Genomic DNA, 15,917 nt, shown 5'->3' with positions numbered 1-15,917 from the left:
CCAGTGGGCGGCACAGAGACGGAGGACCTCTATCGGAAGGCCGGGCTGGAGGTTCACGGCCGTTACGGCGGCGCCGAGGGACCCACGGTCGAGGAAGCCTTCCGTGTGGTCGTGAACATCGAGACCGAGCCGAGTATGAAGATTTCACGACGGACAGGGGATGCCGCCGAGGCAGTGGGGCGCATGTGGCTGCACCGCGCGCTAGAGCGGGGACTCTTTGGTTCGGAGGGTGAATTCCTCGTGGCCGGTGGCCTCACGGACGGTTGGATTCGAGTCCGGATCACCCCGGCGACCGATATTTCCAGGCTCATCCAGAATGATGGCAACATTCAACTACTCGCGCGTTCGGTCGGAGGGGACAAGATTTCCGCCATCGACGTCGAGGGCGATTATTTTTGGCTCGTGGACGAGCCGTACCCGAATCAGGCCATCGGGTGACCAGTCGGGTTGGCATTCATGAGCTGGAGATGGGGTGGCGCAGTGACGGATCGCCGGATCTCCCCGGTGCCGGAGGGGAGGCGTACAGGTATGGCATCGGACAAGGTGCAGATCTATTCGGTAGAAAAGTTGAGCGGGAATTCCGCCGTCTGTATCGTGCGGTGCGTGGGTGGAGTCGTGCGCGTCGGACAGGCTTTAACCGTCGAGGTGGAATCGCATACTGCTGATTCCGCGCGTGACGTCACGCTCACCGCTCTTGTGCGGTACGGCCGGAATGTGGACTTCTTCGATCCGCCTCACGCCGCAAAGGTCCATCTCTCCGGCCCGGGCGCTCCGATGTTGGAGCCCGGCATGATCATCACGGGGCGTGGCTGAGCTGTCACGGGACGGGGCGAGGAATGCGGCTTCCGCCGACTAGGAGGCCCCCGTACCACCCAGTCGCGCGCCGAATGCGTGGCCCGATGTGACGTGGGGTACGCTTCCCGGCTGCGATTGGCCAGGGCCTGGGCGGGTGTGGCAGACTGTCGGGGTTGCTCGGTTGAGTGCCGATGCTGCGCGCCTCCCGCCGGGAGGACCGGAAGCGAGTCCCACAGTACTCGTCGTCCCACGCTTCTCCAGATGAGAGGGGCAGGGGCGGACGTACGGGAATCTTCCGGGAAGTGTCAGCGGGGCTCCGGCCAGGCGTCCGGTGGGTGTTCTGCCCCCGTCTGCGAGGTCCTGTGGCCCGCATCCCCTTGGTTGGGAAATCCCGTATGGGATTTCTGCGTAGAGGGAGTGCGACACGCCCGACCGCGTGGGTCGGAGACAGAGTCGACAGAACCCCCGGGTACCAGAGCGTTACGAGACAAAGGACTACTAGGTAGCCATGGCGGGACAGAAGATCCGCATCCGGCTCAAGGCCTACGACCACGAGGTCATCGACTCCTCGGCGAAGAAGATCGTCGAGACGGTGACGCGCACTGGTGCGTCGGTCGCGGGCCCGGTGCCGCTGCCCACTGAGAAGAACGTGTACTGCGTCATCAAGTCGCCGCACAAGTACAAGGACTCTCGCGAGCACTTCGAGATGCGCACGCACAAGCGCCTCATCGACATCCTCGACCCCACGCCGAAGACGGTTGACTCGCTGATGCGCCTCGACCTTCCGGCCGGTGTCGACATCGAGATCAAGCTCTGAAGGGACGGGCCGAGATGAGCAAGAACATCAAGGGCGTCCTGGGCGAGAAGCTCGGCATGACCCAGGTCTGGGACGAGAACAACCGGGTTGTCCCGGTCACCGTCATCAAGGCCGGGCCGTGTGTCGTGACGCAGGTCCGCACGAACGACGTGGACGGTTACGAGTCGGTCCAGATCGCCTTCGGCGAGATTGACCCGCGCAAGGTGAACAAGCCCCTCAAGGGTCACTTCGCCAAGGCCGACGTGACTCCGCGCCGCCACCTGGTGGAGCTCCGCACCCCTGACGCCAGCGAGTACACGCTGGGCCAGGAGATCACTGCCGAGGTGTTCGAGTCCGGCGTCAAGGTCGACGTCACGGGCAAGAGCAAGGGCAAGGGCTTCGCCGGTGTCATGAAGCGTCACAACTTCAAGGGCCTCGGCGCCGGACACGGCGTCCAGCGCAAGCACCGCTCGCCCGGTTCCATCGGTGGCTGCGCCACCCCTGGCCGCGTGTTCAAGGGCGTCCGCATGGCGGGCCGCATGGGCAACGAGCGTGTCACCACCCAGAACCTGACCATCCACGCGGTTGACGCGGAGAAGGGTCTGCTGCTCATCAAGGGCGCGGTCCCCGGTCCGAACGGCGGCCTCGTCCTGGTCCGTACCGCGGCCAAGGGGGCTTGAGGTAATGAGCACCATTGACATCCTTTCGCCGGCAGGCGACAAGGCCGGTACCGTCGAGCTCCCCGCGGAGATCTTCGACGCGAAGACCAGCGTTCCGCTGATCCACCAGGTCGTCGTCGCACAGCTGGCAGCTGCCCGTCAGGGCACGCACAAGACCAAGACCCGCGGCGAAGTCCGTGGTGGTGGCCGCAAGCCGTACCGCCAGAAGGGCACCGGCCGCGCGCGCCAGGGTTCGACCCGTGCGCCGCAGTTCGCAGGCGGTGGCGTCGTCCACGGCCCGCAGCCGCGTGACTACTCGCAGCGCACCCCGAAGAAGATGAAGGCCGCCGCCCTGCGCGGTGCCCTCTCCGACCGGGCGCGCCACTCCCGCATCCACGTCGTCACCGGCGTGGTCGAGGGCACGGCTTCCACCAAGGCCGCCAAGACGCTGTTCGGCAAGATCTCGGAGCGCGCCAACCTGCTCCTGGTCGTCGAGCGCGCCGACGAGGCCGCGTGGCTGTCCGCCCGCAACCTGCCCCAGGTCCACATCCTGGAGCCGGGCCAGCTGAACACGTACGACGTGATCGTCTCCGACGACGTGGTCTTCACCCAGGCCGCTTTCGAGTCCTTCGTGTCTGGCCCCAAGGCCGATGACAACGAGGGGAGCGAGGCCTGATGGCCGAGATCACCAGCAAGACCTTCACGGACCCGCGCGACATTCTTGTCAAGCCGGTTGTGTCCGAGAAGAGCTACGCGCTGCTCGACGAGAACAAGTACACGTTCATCGTGAAGCCGGGCTCCAACAAGACCCAGATCAAGCAGGCCGTGGAAGCGGTCTTCTCGGTCAAGGTCACCGGGGTCAACACGATCAACCGCCAGGGCAAGCGCAAGCGCACGAAGACCGGTTTCGGCAAGCGTGCCGACACCAAGCGCGCCATCGTGACCCTTGCTGAGGGCGACCGTATCGACATCTTCGGCCAGGCCTCCTAACGGAGCGCCCTGGTCCGAATATCGGACGAGGACTGAGAAATGGGTATCCGCAAGTACAAGCCGACGACTCCGGGCCGTCGTGGCTCCAGCGTCGCCGACTTCGTCGAGATCACGCGGTCCACGCCGGAGAAGTCGCTGGTCCGCCCCCTGCACAGCAAGGGCGGCCGTAACAACACCGGTCGTGTGACCGTCCGTCACCAGGGCGGTGGCCACAAGCGTGCCTACCGCGTGATCGACTTCCGTCGTCACGACAAGGACGGCGTGCCGGCCAAGGTCGCTCACATCGAGTACGACCCGAACCGCACCGCGCGCATCGCGCTCCTGCACTACGCAGACGGCGAGAAGCGCTACATCATCGCGCCCCGTGGCCTCGGCCAGGGTGACCGCGTTGAGAACGGCCCCGGGGCCGACATCAAGCCGGGCAACAACCTGGCGCTGCGCAACATCCCGGTCGGTACGACCATCCACGCCATCGAGCTGCGTCCCGGCGGCGGTGCGAAGTTCGCCCGCTCCGCGGGTGCTTCGGTGCAGCTGCTGGCGAAGGAGGGCACGATGGCCCACCTTCGTATGCCGTCCGGTGAAATTCGCCTGGTCGACGCCCGCTGCCGCGCCACCATCGGCGAGGTCGGCAACGCCGAACAGTCGAACATCAACTGGGGCAAGGCCGGCCGCATGCGCTGGAAGGGCGTTCGCCCCTCCGTCCGCGGTGTCGCCATGAACCCGGTCGACCACCCGCACGGTGGTGGTGAGGGCAAGACCAGTGGTGGTCGCCACCCGGTCAGCCCGTGGGGTCAGAAGGAGGGTCGTACTCGCTCGCCGAAGAAGGCATCGAGCAAGTACATCGTCCGCCGCCGCAAGACGAACAAGAAGCGCTAGGAGCGGGTTTAGATGCCGCGCAGTCTCAAGAAGGGACCCTTCGTCGACGGACACCTCGTAAAGAAGGTGGACGCTCAGAACGAAGCTGGTACCAAGAACGTCATCAAGACCTGGTCCCGTCGCTCGATGATCATCCCGGCCATGCTCGGCCACACGATCGCGGTGCACAACGGCAAGACCCACGTCCCGGTGTTTGTCTCCGAGTCGATGGTCGGCCACAAGCTCGGCGAGTTCTCGCCGACTCGCACCTTCCGCGGCCACGTCAAGGACGACCGGAAGTCGAAGCGCCGCTAACGCGGGGTGGGTAACGACTATGACTTACACCGAAGGGACAACCATGGAAGCCAGGGCCCAGGCGCGGTACATCCGCGTCACGCCCATGAAGGCCCGCCGCGTGGTGGACCTTATCCGTGGCATGGATGCCACGGAGGCTCAGGCGGTCCTGCGTTTCGCCCCGCAGGCCGCGAGCGTGCCGGTCGGCAAGGTGCTGGACAGCGCCATTGCCAACGCCGCGCACAACTACGACCACACCGACGCCTCTTCGCTGGTCATCAGCGAGGCGTACGTGGACGAGGGCCCGACCCTGAAGCGGTTCCGTCCGCGTGCTCAGGGCCGTGCCTACCGGATCCGTAAGCGGACCAGCCACATCACCGTGGTCGTCAGCAGCAAGGAAGGAACCCGGTAATGGGCCAGAAGGTAAACCCGCACGGGTTCCGACTCGGCATTACCACGGACTTCAAGTCCCGTTGGTACGCCGACAAGCTGTACAAGGACTACGTCAAGGAAGACGTCGCCATCCGTCGGATGATGACGTCCGGCATGGAGCGCGCCGGCATCTCGAAGGTTGAGATCGAGCGCACCCGTGACCGCGTGCGGGTGGACATCCACACCGCGCGTCCCGGCATCGTCATCGGCCGCCGTGGCGCCGAGGCCGACCGCATCCGCGGCGACCTCGAGAAGCTCACGGGCAAGCAGGTCCAGCTGAACATCCTCGAGGTCAAGAACCCCGAGATGGACGCTCAGCTGGTTGCTCAGGCCGTTGCCGAGCAGCTCTCCTCCCGCGTCTCCTTCCGTCGTGCCATGCGCAAGAGCATGCAGGGCACGATGAAGGCCGGCGCCAAGGGCATCAAGATCCAGTGTGGTGGCCGTCTCGGCGGCGCCGAGATGTCCCGCTCGGAGTTCTACCGCGAAGGCCGTGTGCCGCTGCACACCCTGCGCGCGAACATCGACTACGGCTTCTTCGAGGCCAAGACGACCTTCGGCCGCATCGGCGTGAAGGTCTGGATCTACAAGGGCGACGTCAAGAACATCGCCGAGGTTCGCGCCGAGAACGCAGCGGCCCGTGCGGGTAACCGCCCGGCCCGTGGTGGCGCCAACGACCGTCCGGCCGGTGGCCGTGGTGGTCGTGGCGGCGAGCGTGGCGGTCGCGGCCGCAAGCCGCAGCAGGCTGCGCCGGCTGCCGAGGCCCCCAAGGCCGAGGCTCCCGCCGCCGCCGCTCCGGCTGAGAGCACCGGAACGGAGGCCTGACCGAAATGCTGATCCCCCGTAGGGTCAAGCACCGCAAGCAGCACCACCCCAAGCGCCGCGGTATGGCCAAGGGTGGTACGACGGTTGCGTTCGGCGAGTACGGCATTCAGGCCCTCACGCCGGCGTACGTGACCAACCGCCAGATCGAGGCGGCTCGTATCGCGATGACCCGCCACATCAAGCGTGGCGGCAAGGTCTGGATCAACATCTACCCGGACCGCCCGCTCACGAAGAAGCCTGCCGAGACCCGCATGGGTTCCGGTAAGGGTTCTCCGGAGTGGTGGGTCGCGAACGTTCACCCGGGTCGGGTGATGTTCGAGCTGTCCTACCCGAACGAGAAGATTGCTCGTGAGGCGCTCACCCGAGCCGCTCACAAGCTCCCGATGAAGTGCCGCATCGTCCGGCGCGAGGCAGGTGAGGCGTGATGTCGGCCGGAACCAAGGCGTCCGAACTGCGCGAGCTGGGTGACGAGGAGCTTCTCAACAAGCTCCGCGAAGCCAAGGAAGAGCTGTTCAACCTCCGCTTCCAGGCGGCGACGGGCCAGCTCGAGAACCACGGGCGGCTCAAGTCCGTCCGCAAGGACATCGCCCGGATCTACACCCTGATGCGCGAGCGCGAGCTGGGCATCGAGACGGTGGAGAGCGCCTGATGAGCGAGAAGAATGTGACTGAGACGACTGAAGCGCGCGGTTTCCGCAAGACCCGTGAGGGTCTGGTCGTCAGCGACAAGATGGACAAGACCGTCGTCGTCGCTGTCGAGGACCGTGTGAAGCACGCGCTGTACGGCAAGGTCATCCGCCGTACGAACAAGCTCAAGGCGCACGACGAGCAGAACGCTGCCGGCGTCGGCGACCGCGTCCTCATCATGGAGACGCGTCCGCTGTCGGCGAGCAAGCGCTGGCGCATCGTCGAGATCCTCGAGAAGGCCAAGTAAAGAATTCTCTGAGGGGTTTCCCTCAGAGTGGTTCCGCCAGGCTCGGTGGGGGCCGCACCTCGTAAGAGGTCCGTGGCCCCCGCCGGGAACCGGCAGACGATCAGGAGATAGACGTGATCCAGCAGGAGTCGCGACTGCGCGTCGCCGACAACACTGGTGCGAAGGAAATCCTTTGCATCCGTGTGCTCGGTGGCTCCGGTCGCCGCTACGCGGGTATCGGTGACGTCATCGTCGCCACCGTCAAGGACGCGATCCCCGGTGGCAACGTGAAGAAGGGCGACGTCGTCAAGGCTGTCGTCGTGCGCACCGTCAAGGAGCGTCGTCGTCAGGACGGCTCGTACATCCGCTTCGACGAGAACGCGGCCGTCATCCTCAAGAACGATGGCGACCCCCGCGGCACCCGCATCTTCGGCCCGGTGGGCCGGGAGCTGCGCGAGAAGAAGTTCATGAAGATCATCTCGCTCGCGCCGGAGGTGCTGTAAGCATGAAGATCAAGAAGGGCGACCTGGTTCAGGTCATCACCGGTAAGGACAAGGGCAAGCAGGGCAAGGTCATCGCGGCCTTCCCCCGCGAGGACCGCGTCCTGGTCGAGGGTGTCAACCGGGTCAAGAAGCACACCAAGGCCGGCCAGACCGCTCGCGGTTCGCAGACCGGTGGCATTGTGACGACCGAGGCCCCGATCCACGTGAGCAACGTTCAGCTCGTCGTGGAGAAGGACGGCAACAAGGTCGTTACCCGCGTCGGTTTCCGCTTCGACGACGAGGGCAACAAGATCCGCGTTGCCAAGCGGACGGGTGAGGACATCTGATGGCTACCACCACCACTCCGCGTCTCAAGACGAAGTACCGCGAGGAAATCGCGGGCAAGCTGCGTGAGGAGTTCTCGTACGAGAACGTCATGCAGGTTCCCGGCCTCGTCAAGATCGTGGTCAACATGGGTGTGGGCGACGCCGCCCGCGACTCCAAGCTGATGGACGGCGCGGTTCGCGACCTCACCACGATCACGGGCCAGAAGCCGGCCGTCACCAAGGCCCGCAAGTCCATCGCGCAGTTCAAGCTGCGCGAGGGTCAGCCGATCGGCTGCCACGTCACCCTCCGTGGTGACCGCATGTGGGAGTTCCTGGACCGTACGCTGTCGCTCGCGCTGCCGCGTATCCGTGACTTCCGTGGTCTGTCGCCGAAGCAGTTCGACGGCCGTGGCAACTACACCTTCGGTCTCACGGAGCAGGTCATGTTCCACGAGATCGACCAGGACAAGATCGACCGTACCCGGGGTATGGACATCACCGTGGTCACCACGGCGACCAACGACGACGAGGGCCGCGCCCTCCTTCGTCACCTCGGCTTCCCCTTCAAGGAGGCGTAAGCGAGATGGCGAAGAAGGCTCTCATCGCGAAGGCTGCCCGCAAGCCCAAGTTCGGTGTGCGTGGCTACACCCGCTGCCAGCGCTGCGGTCGCCCCCACTCCGTGTACCGCAAGTTCGGCCTGTGCCGCGTGTGCCTTCGTGAGATGGCTCACCGTGGCGAGCTGCCGGGCGTGACCAAGAGCTCCTGGTAATTCCCCTCTGTACTTAGGGACTTGGGAATTTCCGGACGCTCTCGGTAAGTATCTGGTCGGCGGAGGCCCGACTCCCCATGCCGTAGGCTTGTGGGGTTGGGCGTCCGCCGCCCATAACGACTTACTACGCCGTAGGTCCCCGCACCGCACCCGTCCCGCCACTGAGTGGGGAGAGGGATGGCGCATACAGGAAACCGCGGCGAGAGAGGCCGAAGGCCGATTCATGACCATGACTGACCCGATCGCAGACATGCTCACTCGTCTGCGCAACGCTAACTCGGCGTACCACGACTCCGTCGTGATGCCGCACAGCAAGATCAAGTCGCACATCGCGGAGATCCTCCAGCAGGAGGGCTTCATCACTGGCTGGAAGGTCGAGGACGCCGAAGTCGGCAAGAACCTCGTCCTCGAGCTGAAGTTCGGGCCGAACCGTGAGCGCTCCATCGCGGGCATCAAGCGGATCTCGAAGCCCGGTCTGCGTGTGTACGCGAAGTCCACCAACCTGCCGAAGGTGCTCGGCGGCCTGGGCGTGGCGATCATCTCCACGTCGCACGGTCTGCTCACCGGTCAGCAGGCAGGCAAGAAGGGCGTAGGTGGGGAAGTCCTCGCCTACGTCTGGTAGTCGGGAACGGAGGAAAAGCTAATGTCGCGAATCGGCAAGCTCCCCATCCAGGTTCCCGCCGGTGTGGACGTCACCATCGATGGCCGTACGGTTCACGTGAAGGGCCCCAAGGGTTCCCTCTCGCACGCTGTTGCGGCTCCCATCGAGATCGTGAAGGGTGAGGACGGCGTTCTGAACGTCACCCGCCCCAACGACGAGCGTCAGAACAAGGCCCTGCACGGCCTGTCCCGCACGCTGGTGGCCAACATGATCACCGGTGTGACCCAGGGATACATCAAGGCGCTCGAGATCAGCGGTGTCGGTTACCGCGTCCAGGCGAAGGGCTCCAACCTGGAGTTCGCGCTGGGATACAGCCACTCGATCACCGTCGAGGCCCCCGAAGGCATCACCTTCAAGGTCGAGTCGCCCACGAAGTTCTCGGTCGAGGGCATCGACAAGCAGAAGGTCGGCGAGGTCGCCGCGAACATCCGCAAGCTGCGGAAGCCCGACCCGTACAAGGCCAAGGGTGTCAAGTACGCCGGCGAAGTCATCCGCCGCAAGGTCGGAAAGGCTGGTAAGTAAGCCATGGCATACGGTGTGAAGATCGCCAAGGGCGACGCTTACAAGCGTGCCGCCAAGGCACGTCGCCACGTCCGCATCCGCAAGCACGTGTCGGGTACGGCGGAGCGTCCGCGCCTCGTCGTGACGCGTTCCAACCGCGGTATCACCGCTCAGGTCATCGACGACCTCAAGGGTCACACCTTGGCGTCGGCGTCGACTCTGGACGCGTCGATCCGTGGTGGCGAGGGCGACAAGTCCGCGAAGGCCAAGTCGGTCGGGGCCCTGGTCGCCGAGCGCGCCAAGGCCGCGGGCGTCGAGACCGTCGTGTTCGACCGTGGTGGCAACAGGTACGCCGGGCGCATTGCCGCTCTGGCTGACGCCGCCCGCGAAGCCGGGCTGAAGTTCTAAGCCCCGGTTCCGGGACTAACGGACGTAACAGAGAGAGGTAAATCCAATGGCTGGACCCCAGCGCCGCGGAAGCGGTGCCGGTGGCGGCGAGCGGCGGGACCGGAAGGGTCGCGACGGTGGCGCTGCCGCCGAGAAGACCGCTTACGTTGAGCGCGTTGTCGCGATCAACCGCGTTGCCAAGGTTGTCAAGGGTGGTCGCCGCTTCAGCTTCACCGCGCTGGTCGTGGTGGGCGACGGTGACGGCACCGTAGGTGTCGGTTACGGCAAGGCCAAGGAAGTTCCCGCGGCCATCGCCAAGGGTGTCGAGGAAGCCAAGAAGAACTTCTTCAAGGTTCCGCGCATCCAGGGCACCATCCCTCACCCGATCACGGGCGAGCGTGCGGCGGGCGTCGTGCTCCTGAAGCCGGCTTCCCCCGGTACCGGTGTTATCGCCGGTGGTCCGGTGCGCGCCGTTCTGGAGTGCGCCGGCGTTCACGACATCCTGTCGAAGTCGCTCGGCTCCTCGAACGCGATCAACATCGTGCACGCGACCGTGGCGGCCCTCAAGGGCCTTCAGCGTCCCGAGGAGATCGCGGCTCGCCGTGGTCTGCCCCTCGAGGCCGTTGCCCCCGCGGCTCTGCTGCGTGCACGTGCGGGAGCGGGTGTCTAATGGCCCGCCTCAAGATCACGCAGACGAAGTCGTACATCGGCAGCAAGCAGAACCACCGCGACACCCTGCGTTCGCTCGGGCTCAAGCGCCTGAACGACGTGGTTGTCAAGGAGGACCGCCCCGAGTTCCGCGGCATGGTGCAGACCGTCCGCCACCTCGTGACGGTTGAGGAGGTTGACTGACATGGGTGAGAACAGCCCGCTGAAGGCCCATAACCTCCGTCCTGCCCCGGGCGCCAAGACCGCCAAGACCCGTGTGGGTCGTGGTGAGGCGTCCAAGGGTAAGACCGCAGGTCGTGGTACCAAGGGTACGAAGGCCCGTTACCAGGTTCCGCAGCGCTTCGAGGGTGGCCAGATGCCCCTCCACATGCGCCTGCCGAAGCTCAAGGGTTTCCGTAACCCGTTCCGCACCGAGTTCCAGGTCGTGAACCTGGACAAGCTCGGCGCTCTCTACCCCGAGGGTGGAGAGGTCACGGTGGCCGACCTGGTCGCCAAGGGCGCGGTGCGCAAGAACAGCCTCGTCAAGGTCCTGGGCCAGGGCGAGATCTCCGTGGCGCTTCAGGTTTCGGTTGACGCCGTCTCCGGCTCCGCCAAGGAGAAGATTGCCGCCGCGGGCGGCACCGTCACCGAGCTCGTCTGAGACAGCTTGATGGCTTGAACATCCGACCGGGGATGCCTCTCAAATGGGGCATCCCCGGTTGGTCGTTCCTAGGGGGGCACGGTCGCCGGTAAGGTGGCGTGCACTGTCTAAGTTCCGTGCTGTGTGCCTGGACGGCTCCGGCACGGTTTTTTGGCAGATCAAGACCTTCCATCCTTATTCGTCGAACCTCAAGACCGTCACCCTGACGCATGCGCGCGGGGGTCGCAGGAGGCACCGTGCTCACCGCGTTCGCCCAGGCGTTCAAGACGCCTGACCTGCGCAAGAAGCTGCTCTTCACACTCGGCATCATCGTGGTCTACCGGCTCGGTACGCACGTTCCGATGCCCGGGGTGAGCTACAAGAACGTACAGACCTGTGTCGACCAGGCCCAGCAGAACAGCGGCCTGTTCAGTCTGGTGAACATGTTCAGCGGCGGTGCGCTGCTGCAAATCACGATCTTCGCGCTCGGCATCATGCCGTACATCACGGCGAGCATCATCCTTCAGCTGCTGACCGTGGTGATCCCGCGTCTGGAAGCCCTCAAGAAGGAGGGCCAGGCGGGCACGGCCAAGATCACGCAGTACACGCGTTATCTGACCGTCGCGCTGGCGATCCTCCAGGGCACCGGCCTCGTGGCCACCGCTCGCAACGGCGCCCTCTTCAACGGGTGCCAGGTCGCCACCGAGATCATTCCGGACCGGTCGATCTTCACGACCATCACGATGGTCATCACGATGACCGCCGGTACGGCCTGCGTCATGTGGCTCGGTGAGGTCATCACCGACCGCGGCATCGGCAACGGCATGTCCATCCTGATGTTCATCTCGATCGCCGCCAGCTTCCCGAGCTCCCTGTGGGCCATCAAGAAGCAGGGTCATCTGGCCGGTGGCTGGATCGAGTTCGGCACCGTGGTGCTGGTCGGCCTGGTGATGGTCGGGCTCGTGGTCTTCGTCGAGCAGGCCCAGCGGCGCGTTCCGGTCCAGTACGCGAAGCGCATGATCGGCCGGCGGTCGTACGGCGGGACCTCGACCTACATTCCGCTGAAGGTCAACCAGGCCGGTGTGATCCCGGTCATCTTCGCCTCGTCGCTGCTCTACATCCCGGCGCTGGTCGTGCAGTTCTCCAACTCGACGGCCGGCTGGGCGACCTGGATCAAGGACAATCTGACCAAGGGCGACCATCCTTACTACATCGTCAGCTACTTCCTGTTGATCGTGTTCTTCGCCTTCTTCTATGTGGCGATCTCGTTCAACCCCGAGGAAGTCGCCGACAACATGAAGAAGTATGGTGGCTTCATCCCGGGCATCCGGGCTGGCCGACCGACCGCTGAGTACCTGAGCTACGTACTCAACCGGATCACCTGGCCGGGGTCGCTGTATCTGGGGCTGATCGCGCTCGTACCGACAATGGCGTTGATCATCTTCGGCGGTGTCCAGAGCTTCCCGCTCGGCGGGACGAGCATCCTCATCATCGTGGGTGTCGGTCTGGAGACCGTTAAGCAGATCGAGAGCCAGCTTCAGCAGCGCAATTACGAAGGGTTCCTCCGCTGATGCGAATCGTCCTCGTCGGACCGCCCGGTGCAGGCAAGGGAACGCAGGCCGCGTTCCTTGCCCAGAACCTGGCGATCCCGCACATCTCCACGGGCGACCTCTTCCGTGCCAACATCAGCCAGGGCACGGAGCTGGGCAAGGCTGCCAAGGCGTTCATGGACGCGGGCAACCTGGTGCCGGACGAGGTCACCATCGGGATGGCCAAGGACCGCATGGAAGCGCCGGACGCCGAGAACGGCTTCCTGCTCGACGGCTTCCCGCGCAACGTGGTCCAGGCCGAGGCGCTCGACGAGGTGCTGAAGGCGGACGGCGTGAAGCTGGACGCGGTGCTCGACCTCGAAGTACCCGAGGACGAGGTCGTCAAGCGGATCGCCGGCCGGCGCATCTGCCGCAGCGACAGCGCGCACGTCTTCCACGTGTCGTACAACGCCCCGAAGCAGGACGGCGTCTGCGACAAGTGCGGCGGGGAGCTGTACCAGCGCGGCGACGACACCGAGGACACGGTACGCAAGCGGCTCGAGGTCTACCACAGCGAGACCGAGCCGATCATCGACTACTACCGTGCGCAGGGTCTGGTCATCACGATCTCCGCGCTGGGCAAGGTCGACGAGGTCACGAAGAAGGCGATGGACGCGTTGCGCCGCGAAGCGGCGTAGTTTTCGCAGCCAGTACGGCACGACGGCCGCGGCACCCCTCCCGGGGGGCGCCGCGGCCGTCCCGCGTCCAGCCCCCTTCGCGCCCGAATGCCGCTCGTCCTCAATCGCCGGACGGGCTGGGGTGCTGGCCGGCGCCGAGCAGTTAAGGGGCGCGGGGAACTGCGCGACCAGCCGACCACGGTCCGCAGGCGAAGGCCCTGGGGCTCTGCCCCAGACCCCGTTCGCGCCTGAAGGGCGCTCGTCCTCAATCGCCGGACGGGCTGAAGATGCGGGTGCGGGCCAGCGCCGATCCGCTAGGGGCGCGGGGAACTGCGCGAGAAGCGGGCACGGTCCGCACGTGACCGAGGGTTTTGGGGGTGCGGGAAGCGGCACGGTCCGCAGGGTCGAGAGGGGTTAGGGGCGCGGGGAACTGCGCGGCCGGTTGGGTGTCGGCGCGCACGTCAAGGCCGGCCCTGGGTGAGGGGGCTCGGGGGCAGACGGGGGTTGGCGCGGAAGCCTTATCGTTGGGGGTGACCCGTACCTGTCCAGAAAGGCGTGAGCCGCACATGGTGGAGATCAAGACCCCCGAGCAGATCGCGAAGATGCGCGAGGCGGGACTGGTCGTCGCCGCGATCCACGCCGCCACCCGCGAGGCAGCCGTGCCGGGGTCCACGACGAAGGACCTGGACGAGGTGGCCCGCAAGGTCATCGCCGAGCACGGGGCGAAGTCCAACTTCCTGGGCTACGGCGGCTTCCCCGCCACGATCTGCACCTCGGTCAACGAGGTCGTCGTCCACGGCATCCCGGACGACAAGACCGTCCTGAAGGACGGCGACATCATCTCCATCGACGCCGGCGCGATCATCGACGGCTGGCACGGCGACGCCGCGTACACCGCCTTCGTCGGCAGCGGGCACGCGCCCGAGCTGGTCGAGCTCTCCCGGGTGACCGAGGAGTCGATGTGGGCCGGCATCGCCGCGGTGAAGAAGGGCAACAAGCTCATCGACGTCTCGCGCGCGATCGAGTCGTACATCCGCCGCCAGCCCCGCCCCGCGACCGGTAAGTACGGGATCGTCGAGGACTACGGGGGCCACGGCATCGGGTCCGAGATGCACATGGACCCGCACCTCCTGAACTACGTCGACAAGCGCCGGATGCTCGGTCGTCACAACCCCAAGCTCGTCCCCGGCTTCTGCCTGGCGATCGAGCCCATGGTCTCCCTGGGCACGCCCCGCACGGAGGTCCTGGAGGACGACTGGACGGTCATCACCACGGACGGTTCCTGGTCCTCGCACTGGGAGCACTCGGTCGCCCTGACGGAGAACGGCCCGCTGGTCCTGACGATGCCGGACGGCGGCAAGGCCAAGCTCGCGGAGTACGGGGTCACGACGGCCCCGGACCCGCTGGGCTGAGCCACGGGTCGCCGGTCGGAGGCCGGCGCAGCCGCTCGACGCTTGTGAGGCGCCCCGGCGCCGAGCCCGCGAGAGCTGCGTGGGGGATGGGTCGGCGGCAAGGCCAAGCTCGCGGAGTACGGGGTCACGACGGCCCCGGACCCGCTGGGCTGAGGGCCGGGCGGCCGGGAAACAAGCCGGCCGACCCGCTGGTTCAGACACGTATGTCAGGCCGCTTAAGGATCTACGATGGCGGGCAAACTCCCCGGATTCGTCTTTTCGAGTGGCCTGTCGTAGACTGATGCGTCGGCTCTCGTGTACCCGTGTGTCCACACACGGCTGCGGGAGTCGATCAAGGTAGCCGATTCGAAAGGCGAAGCGTGGCCAAGAAGCAAGGTGCCATCGAAATCGAGGGCACCGTGATCGAGTCCCTCCCGAACGCCATGTTCAAGGTGGAACTCCAGAACGGTCACAAAGTCCTCGCGCACATCAGCGGCAAGATGCGGATGCACTACATCCGTATCCTCCCGGATGACCGGGTCGTGGTGGAGCTCTCTCCGTACGACCTGACGCGTGGCCGGATCGTCTACCGGTACAAGTAGATCTTGCCCGCGCCGTCTGTTCCAGGCGGCGGTGGCACTGACCCGGAGAACCTGACATCCCATGAAGGTCAAGCCGAGCGTCAAGAAGATCTGCGACAAGTGCAAGGTGATCCGCCGTCACGGCCGGGTCATGGTCATCTGCGACAACCTGCGCCACAAGCAGCGCCAGGGCTGACGCACGCCGACCGACCTGCACTCCGCAGTTCTTCAAGCGACGCGAGCAAAACGTACATACGCAGCGCCCACCTGGCCGGTTTCCCCGGCTGGTGACACCTCCGGCGGGGGCCGGGGACCCGAAACGTACCTAGTACGGCGGTCGGGAACGGTGCTGTGGAAGACCCCCGAAAACAACTGGAGCCAGTAAATGGCACGCGTTTCCGGTGTTGACATCCCGCGCGAAAAGCGCGTGGAGATCGCACTCACCTACGTCTTCGGTATCGGGCGCACCCGGTCCAAGGAGATCCTCGCCTCGACCGGCGTGAACCCGAACACCCGCGTTCGCGACCTGGCCGAAGAGGACCTGGTCAAGATCCGCGAGTACGTGGACGCCAACCTCCGTACCGAGGGTGACCTTCGCCGTGAGGTTGCCGCCGACATCCGCCGCAAGGTCGAGATCGGCTGCTACCAGGGTCTGCGCCACCGTCGTGGTCTGCCGGTCCACGGTCAGCGCACCAGCACGAACGCTCGTACCCGCAAGGGCCCGCGTCGCGCCATCGCCGGTAAGAAGAAGCCGGGCAAGAAGTAGTCCA

At 65.6% G+C, this 15,917-nt stretch carries 29 protein-coding genes; all 29 read left to right on the top strand.

Features of this window, described 5'->3' with window-relative positions; genetic code table 11:
- Nucleotides 1-3: 3 nt before the first annotated feature.
- The 29 genes from DWB77_RS15965 to rpsM all read left to right on the top strand — a co-directional run bounded on the left by DWB77_RS15965 (nucleotide 4) and on the right by rpsM (nucleotide 15,913).
- Nucleotides 4-438, top strand: a complete 435-nt coding sequence (locus DWB77_RS15965; RefSeq protein WP_120721904.1) for a hypothetical protein — start codon at nucleotides 4-6, stop codon at nucleotides 436-438.
- Between the two features lie 90 nt (nucleotides 439-528).
- Nucleotides 529-813 (top strand): hypothetical protein, encoded by a 285-nt coding sequence (locus tag DWB77_RS15960; RefSeq protein ID WP_120721903.1) that lies wholly within the window; start codon nucleotides 529-531, stop codon nucleotides 811-813.
- Nucleotides 814-1,303: 490 nt separating this feature from the next.
- A complete protein-coding gene (rpsJ, locus tag DWB77_RS15955) occupies nucleotides 1,304-1,612 on the top strand; it encodes a 30S ribosomal protein S10 (protein ID WP_003948644.1) in 309 nt (102 codons plus the stop codon).
- A gap of 14 nt (nucleotides 1,613-1,626) precedes the next feature.
- Entirely contained in the window at nucleotides 1,627-2,271 is a 645-nt protein-coding gene (gene rplC / locus DWB77_RS15950) for a 50S ribosomal protein L3 (RefSeq protein ID WP_120721902.1), read from the top strand.
- 4 nt (nucleotides 2,272-2,275) lie between these two features.
- The gene (gene rplD / locus DWB77_RS15945) at nucleotides 2,276-2,926 is read left to right on the top strand and encodes a 50S ribosomal protein L4 (protein WP_100578119.1); all 651 of its coding nucleotides are present in this window, start codon (nucleotides 2,276-2,278) and stop codon (nucleotides 2,924-2,926) included.
- Entirely contained in the window at nucleotides 2,926-3,240 is a 315-nt protein-coding gene (rplW, locus tag DWB77_RS15940; protein ID WP_053727606.1) for a 50S ribosomal protein L23, read from the top strand. The genes rplD and rplW overlap by 1 nt, the downstream gene beginning before the upstream one ends.
- 39 nt (nucleotides 3,241-3,279) lie before the next feature.
- Nucleotides 3,280-4,116, top strand: coding sequence for a 50S ribosomal protein L2 (gene rplB, locus DWB77_RS15935; RefSeq protein WP_120721901.1), 837 nt, complete (start codon nucleotides 3,280-3,282; stop codon nucleotides 4,114-4,116).
- A 12-nt stretch (nucleotides 4,117-4,128) separates the two neighbouring features.
- Nucleotides 4,129-4,410: a 30S ribosomal protein S19 gene (rpsS, locus tag DWB77_RS15930; RefSeq protein WP_100578122.1), complete on the top strand. Its 282-nt coding sequence runs from the start codon at nucleotides 4,129-4,131 to the stop codon at nucleotides 4,408-4,410.
- Nucleotides 4,411-4,453: 43 nt separating this feature from the next.
- Nucleotides 4,454-4,801: a 50S ribosomal protein L22 gene (gene rplV / locus DWB77_RS15925; RefSeq protein WP_004571827.1), complete on the top strand. Its 348-nt coding sequence runs from the start codon at nucleotides 4,454-4,456 to the stop codon at nucleotides 4,799-4,801.
- Complete coding sequence (rpsC, locus tag DWB77_RS15920) at nucleotides 4,801-5,643, top strand: 30S ribosomal protein S3 (protein ID WP_053727609.1); 843 nt, start codon at nucleotides 4,801-4,803, stop codon at nucleotides 5,641-5,643. The genes rplV and rpsC overlap by 1 nt, the downstream gene beginning before the upstream one ends.
- Nucleotides 5,644-5,648: 5 nt before the next feature.
- A complete protein-coding gene (gene rplP / locus DWB77_RS15915) occupies nucleotides 5,649-6,068 on the top strand; it encodes a 50S ribosomal protein L16 (protein WP_053727610.1) in 420 nt (139 codons plus the stop codon).
- A complete protein-coding gene (gene rpmC, locus DWB77_RS15910) occupies nucleotides 6,068-6,292 on the top strand; it encodes a 50S ribosomal protein L29 (protein ID WP_003966952.1) in 225 nt (74 codons plus the stop codon). The genes rplP and rpmC overlap by 1 nt, the downstream gene beginning before the upstream one ends.
- Nucleotides 6,292-6,576, top strand: coding sequence for a 30S ribosomal protein S17 (rpsQ, locus tag DWB77_RS15905; RefSeq protein ID WP_100578124.1), 285 nt, complete (start codon nucleotides 6,292-6,294; stop codon nucleotides 6,574-6,576). The genes rpmC and rpsQ overlap by 1 nt, the downstream gene beginning before the upstream one ends.
- Before the next feature lie 113 nt (nucleotides 6,577-6,689).
- Nucleotides 6,690-7,058: a 50S ribosomal protein L14 gene (gene rplN / locus DWB77_RS15900; RefSeq protein WP_053727611.1), complete on the top strand. Its 369-nt coding sequence runs from the start codon at nucleotides 6,690-6,692 to the stop codon at nucleotides 7,056-7,058.
- A 2-nt stretch (nucleotides 7,059-7,060) separates the two neighbouring features.
- On the top strand, nucleotides 7,061-7,384 hold the full coding sequence (gene rplX / locus DWB77_RS15895; RefSeq protein ID WP_053727612.1) for a 50S ribosomal protein L24: 324 nt from the start codon (nucleotides 7,061-7,063) through the stop codon (nucleotides 7,382-7,384).
- Nucleotides 7,384-7,941: a 50S ribosomal protein L5 gene (gene rplE / locus DWB77_RS15890; protein WP_053727613.1), complete on the top strand. Its 558-nt coding sequence runs from the start codon at nucleotides 7,384-7,386 to the stop codon at nucleotides 7,939-7,941. Before rplX ends, rplE begins: the two co-directional genes overlap by 1 nt.
- A gap of 5 nt (nucleotides 7,942-7,946) precedes the next feature.
- Nucleotides 7,947-8,132: a type Z 30S ribosomal protein S14 gene (locus tag DWB77_RS15885; protein ID WP_003948630.1), complete on the top strand. Its 186-nt coding sequence runs from the start codon at nucleotides 7,947-7,949 to the stop codon at nucleotides 8,130-8,132.
- A 223-nt stretch (nucleotides 8,133-8,355) separates the two neighbouring features.
- Entirely contained in the window at nucleotides 8,356-8,754 is a 399-nt protein-coding gene (rpsH, locus tag DWB77_RS15875) for a 30S ribosomal protein S8 (protein ID WP_003966947.1), read from the top strand.
- Nucleotides 8,755-8,775: 21 nt separating this feature from the next.
- Nucleotides 8,776-9,315 (top strand): 50S ribosomal protein L6, encoded by a 540-nt coding sequence (gene rplF / locus DWB77_RS15870; protein ID WP_120721899.1) that lies wholly within the window; start codon nucleotides 8,776-8,778, stop codon nucleotides 9,313-9,315.
- A gap of 3 nt (nucleotides 9,316-9,318) precedes the next feature.
- Nucleotides 9,319-9,702 carry a 50S ribosomal protein L18 gene (gene rplR, locus DWB77_RS15865; RefSeq protein ID WP_120721898.1) on the top strand — a complete coding sequence of 128 codons (384 nt, stop codon included), beginning with the start codon at nucleotides 9,319-9,321 and terminating at the stop codon, nucleotides 9,700-9,702.
- 46 nt (nucleotides 9,703-9,748) lie between these two features.
- Nucleotides 9,749-10,351, top strand: coding sequence for a 30S ribosomal protein S5 (gene rpsE, locus DWB77_RS15860; RefSeq protein WP_120721897.1), 603 nt, complete (start codon nucleotides 9,749-9,751; stop codon nucleotides 10,349-10,351).
- The gene (gene rpmD, locus DWB77_RS15855) at nucleotides 10,351-10,533 is read left to right on the top strand and encodes a 50S ribosomal protein L30 (protein WP_053682614.1); all 183 of its coding nucleotides are present in this window, start codon (nucleotides 10,351-10,353) and stop codon (nucleotides 10,531-10,533) included. Before rpsE ends, rpmD begins: the two co-directional genes overlap by 1 nt.
- Nucleotide 10,534: 1 nt before the next feature.
- Nucleotides 10,535-10,990 (top strand): 50S ribosomal protein L15, encoded by a 456-nt coding sequence (gene rplO / locus DWB77_RS15850; RefSeq protein WP_120721896.1) that lies wholly within the window; start codon nucleotides 10,535-10,537, stop codon nucleotides 10,988-10,990.
- A 236-nt stretch (nucleotides 10,991-11,226) separates the two neighbouring features.
- Nucleotides 11,227-12,540: a preprotein translocase subunit SecY gene (secY, locus tag DWB77_RS15845; protein WP_120721895.1), complete on the top strand. Its 1,314-nt coding sequence runs from the start codon at nucleotides 11,227-11,229 to the stop codon at nucleotides 12,538-12,540.
- On the top strand, nucleotides 12,540-13,196 hold the full coding sequence (locus tag DWB77_RS15840) for an adenylate kinase (protein WP_120721894.1): 657 nt from the start codon (nucleotides 12,540-12,542) through the stop codon (nucleotides 13,194-13,196). Before secY ends, DWB77_RS15840 begins: the two co-directional genes overlap by 1 nt.
- 545 nt (nucleotides 13,197-13,741) lie before the next feature.
- A complete protein-coding gene (map, locus tag DWB77_RS15835) occupies nucleotides 13,742-14,587 on the top strand; it encodes a type I methionyl aminopeptidase (protein ID WP_120721893.1) in 846 nt (281 codons plus the stop codon).
- A gap of 359 nt (nucleotides 14,588-14,946) precedes the next feature.
- Complete coding sequence (gene infA, locus DWB77_RS15830) at nucleotides 14,947-15,168, top strand: translation initiation factor IF-1 (RefSeq protein ID WP_003956442.1); 222 nt, start codon at nucleotides 14,947-14,949, stop codon at nucleotides 15,166-15,168.
- 61 nt (nucleotides 15,169-15,229) lie between these two features.
- Complete coding sequence (gene rpmJ, locus DWB77_RS15825) at nucleotides 15,230-15,343, top strand: 50S ribosomal protein L36 (protein WP_003956441.1); 114 nt, start codon at nucleotides 15,230-15,232, stop codon at nucleotides 15,341-15,343.
- 189 nt (nucleotides 15,344-15,532) lie between these two features.
- Nucleotides 15,533-15,913 (top strand): 30S ribosomal protein S13, encoded by a 381-nt coding sequence (gene rpsM, locus DWB77_RS15820; protein WP_053727621.1) that lies wholly within the window; start codon nucleotides 15,533-15,535, stop codon nucleotides 15,911-15,913.
- The last annotated feature ends 4 nt before the right edge of the window (nucleotides 15,914-15,917 follow it).

This window comes from Streptomyces hundungensis (genome assembly GCF_003627815.1).
GTDB lineage: Bacteria > Actinomycetota > Actinomycetes > Streptomycetales > Streptomycetaceae > Streptomyces > Streptomyces hundungensis_A.
Note: the sequence above shows the minus strand (reverse complement) of the source record. Positions and strands in the feature narration are given on the sequence as shown.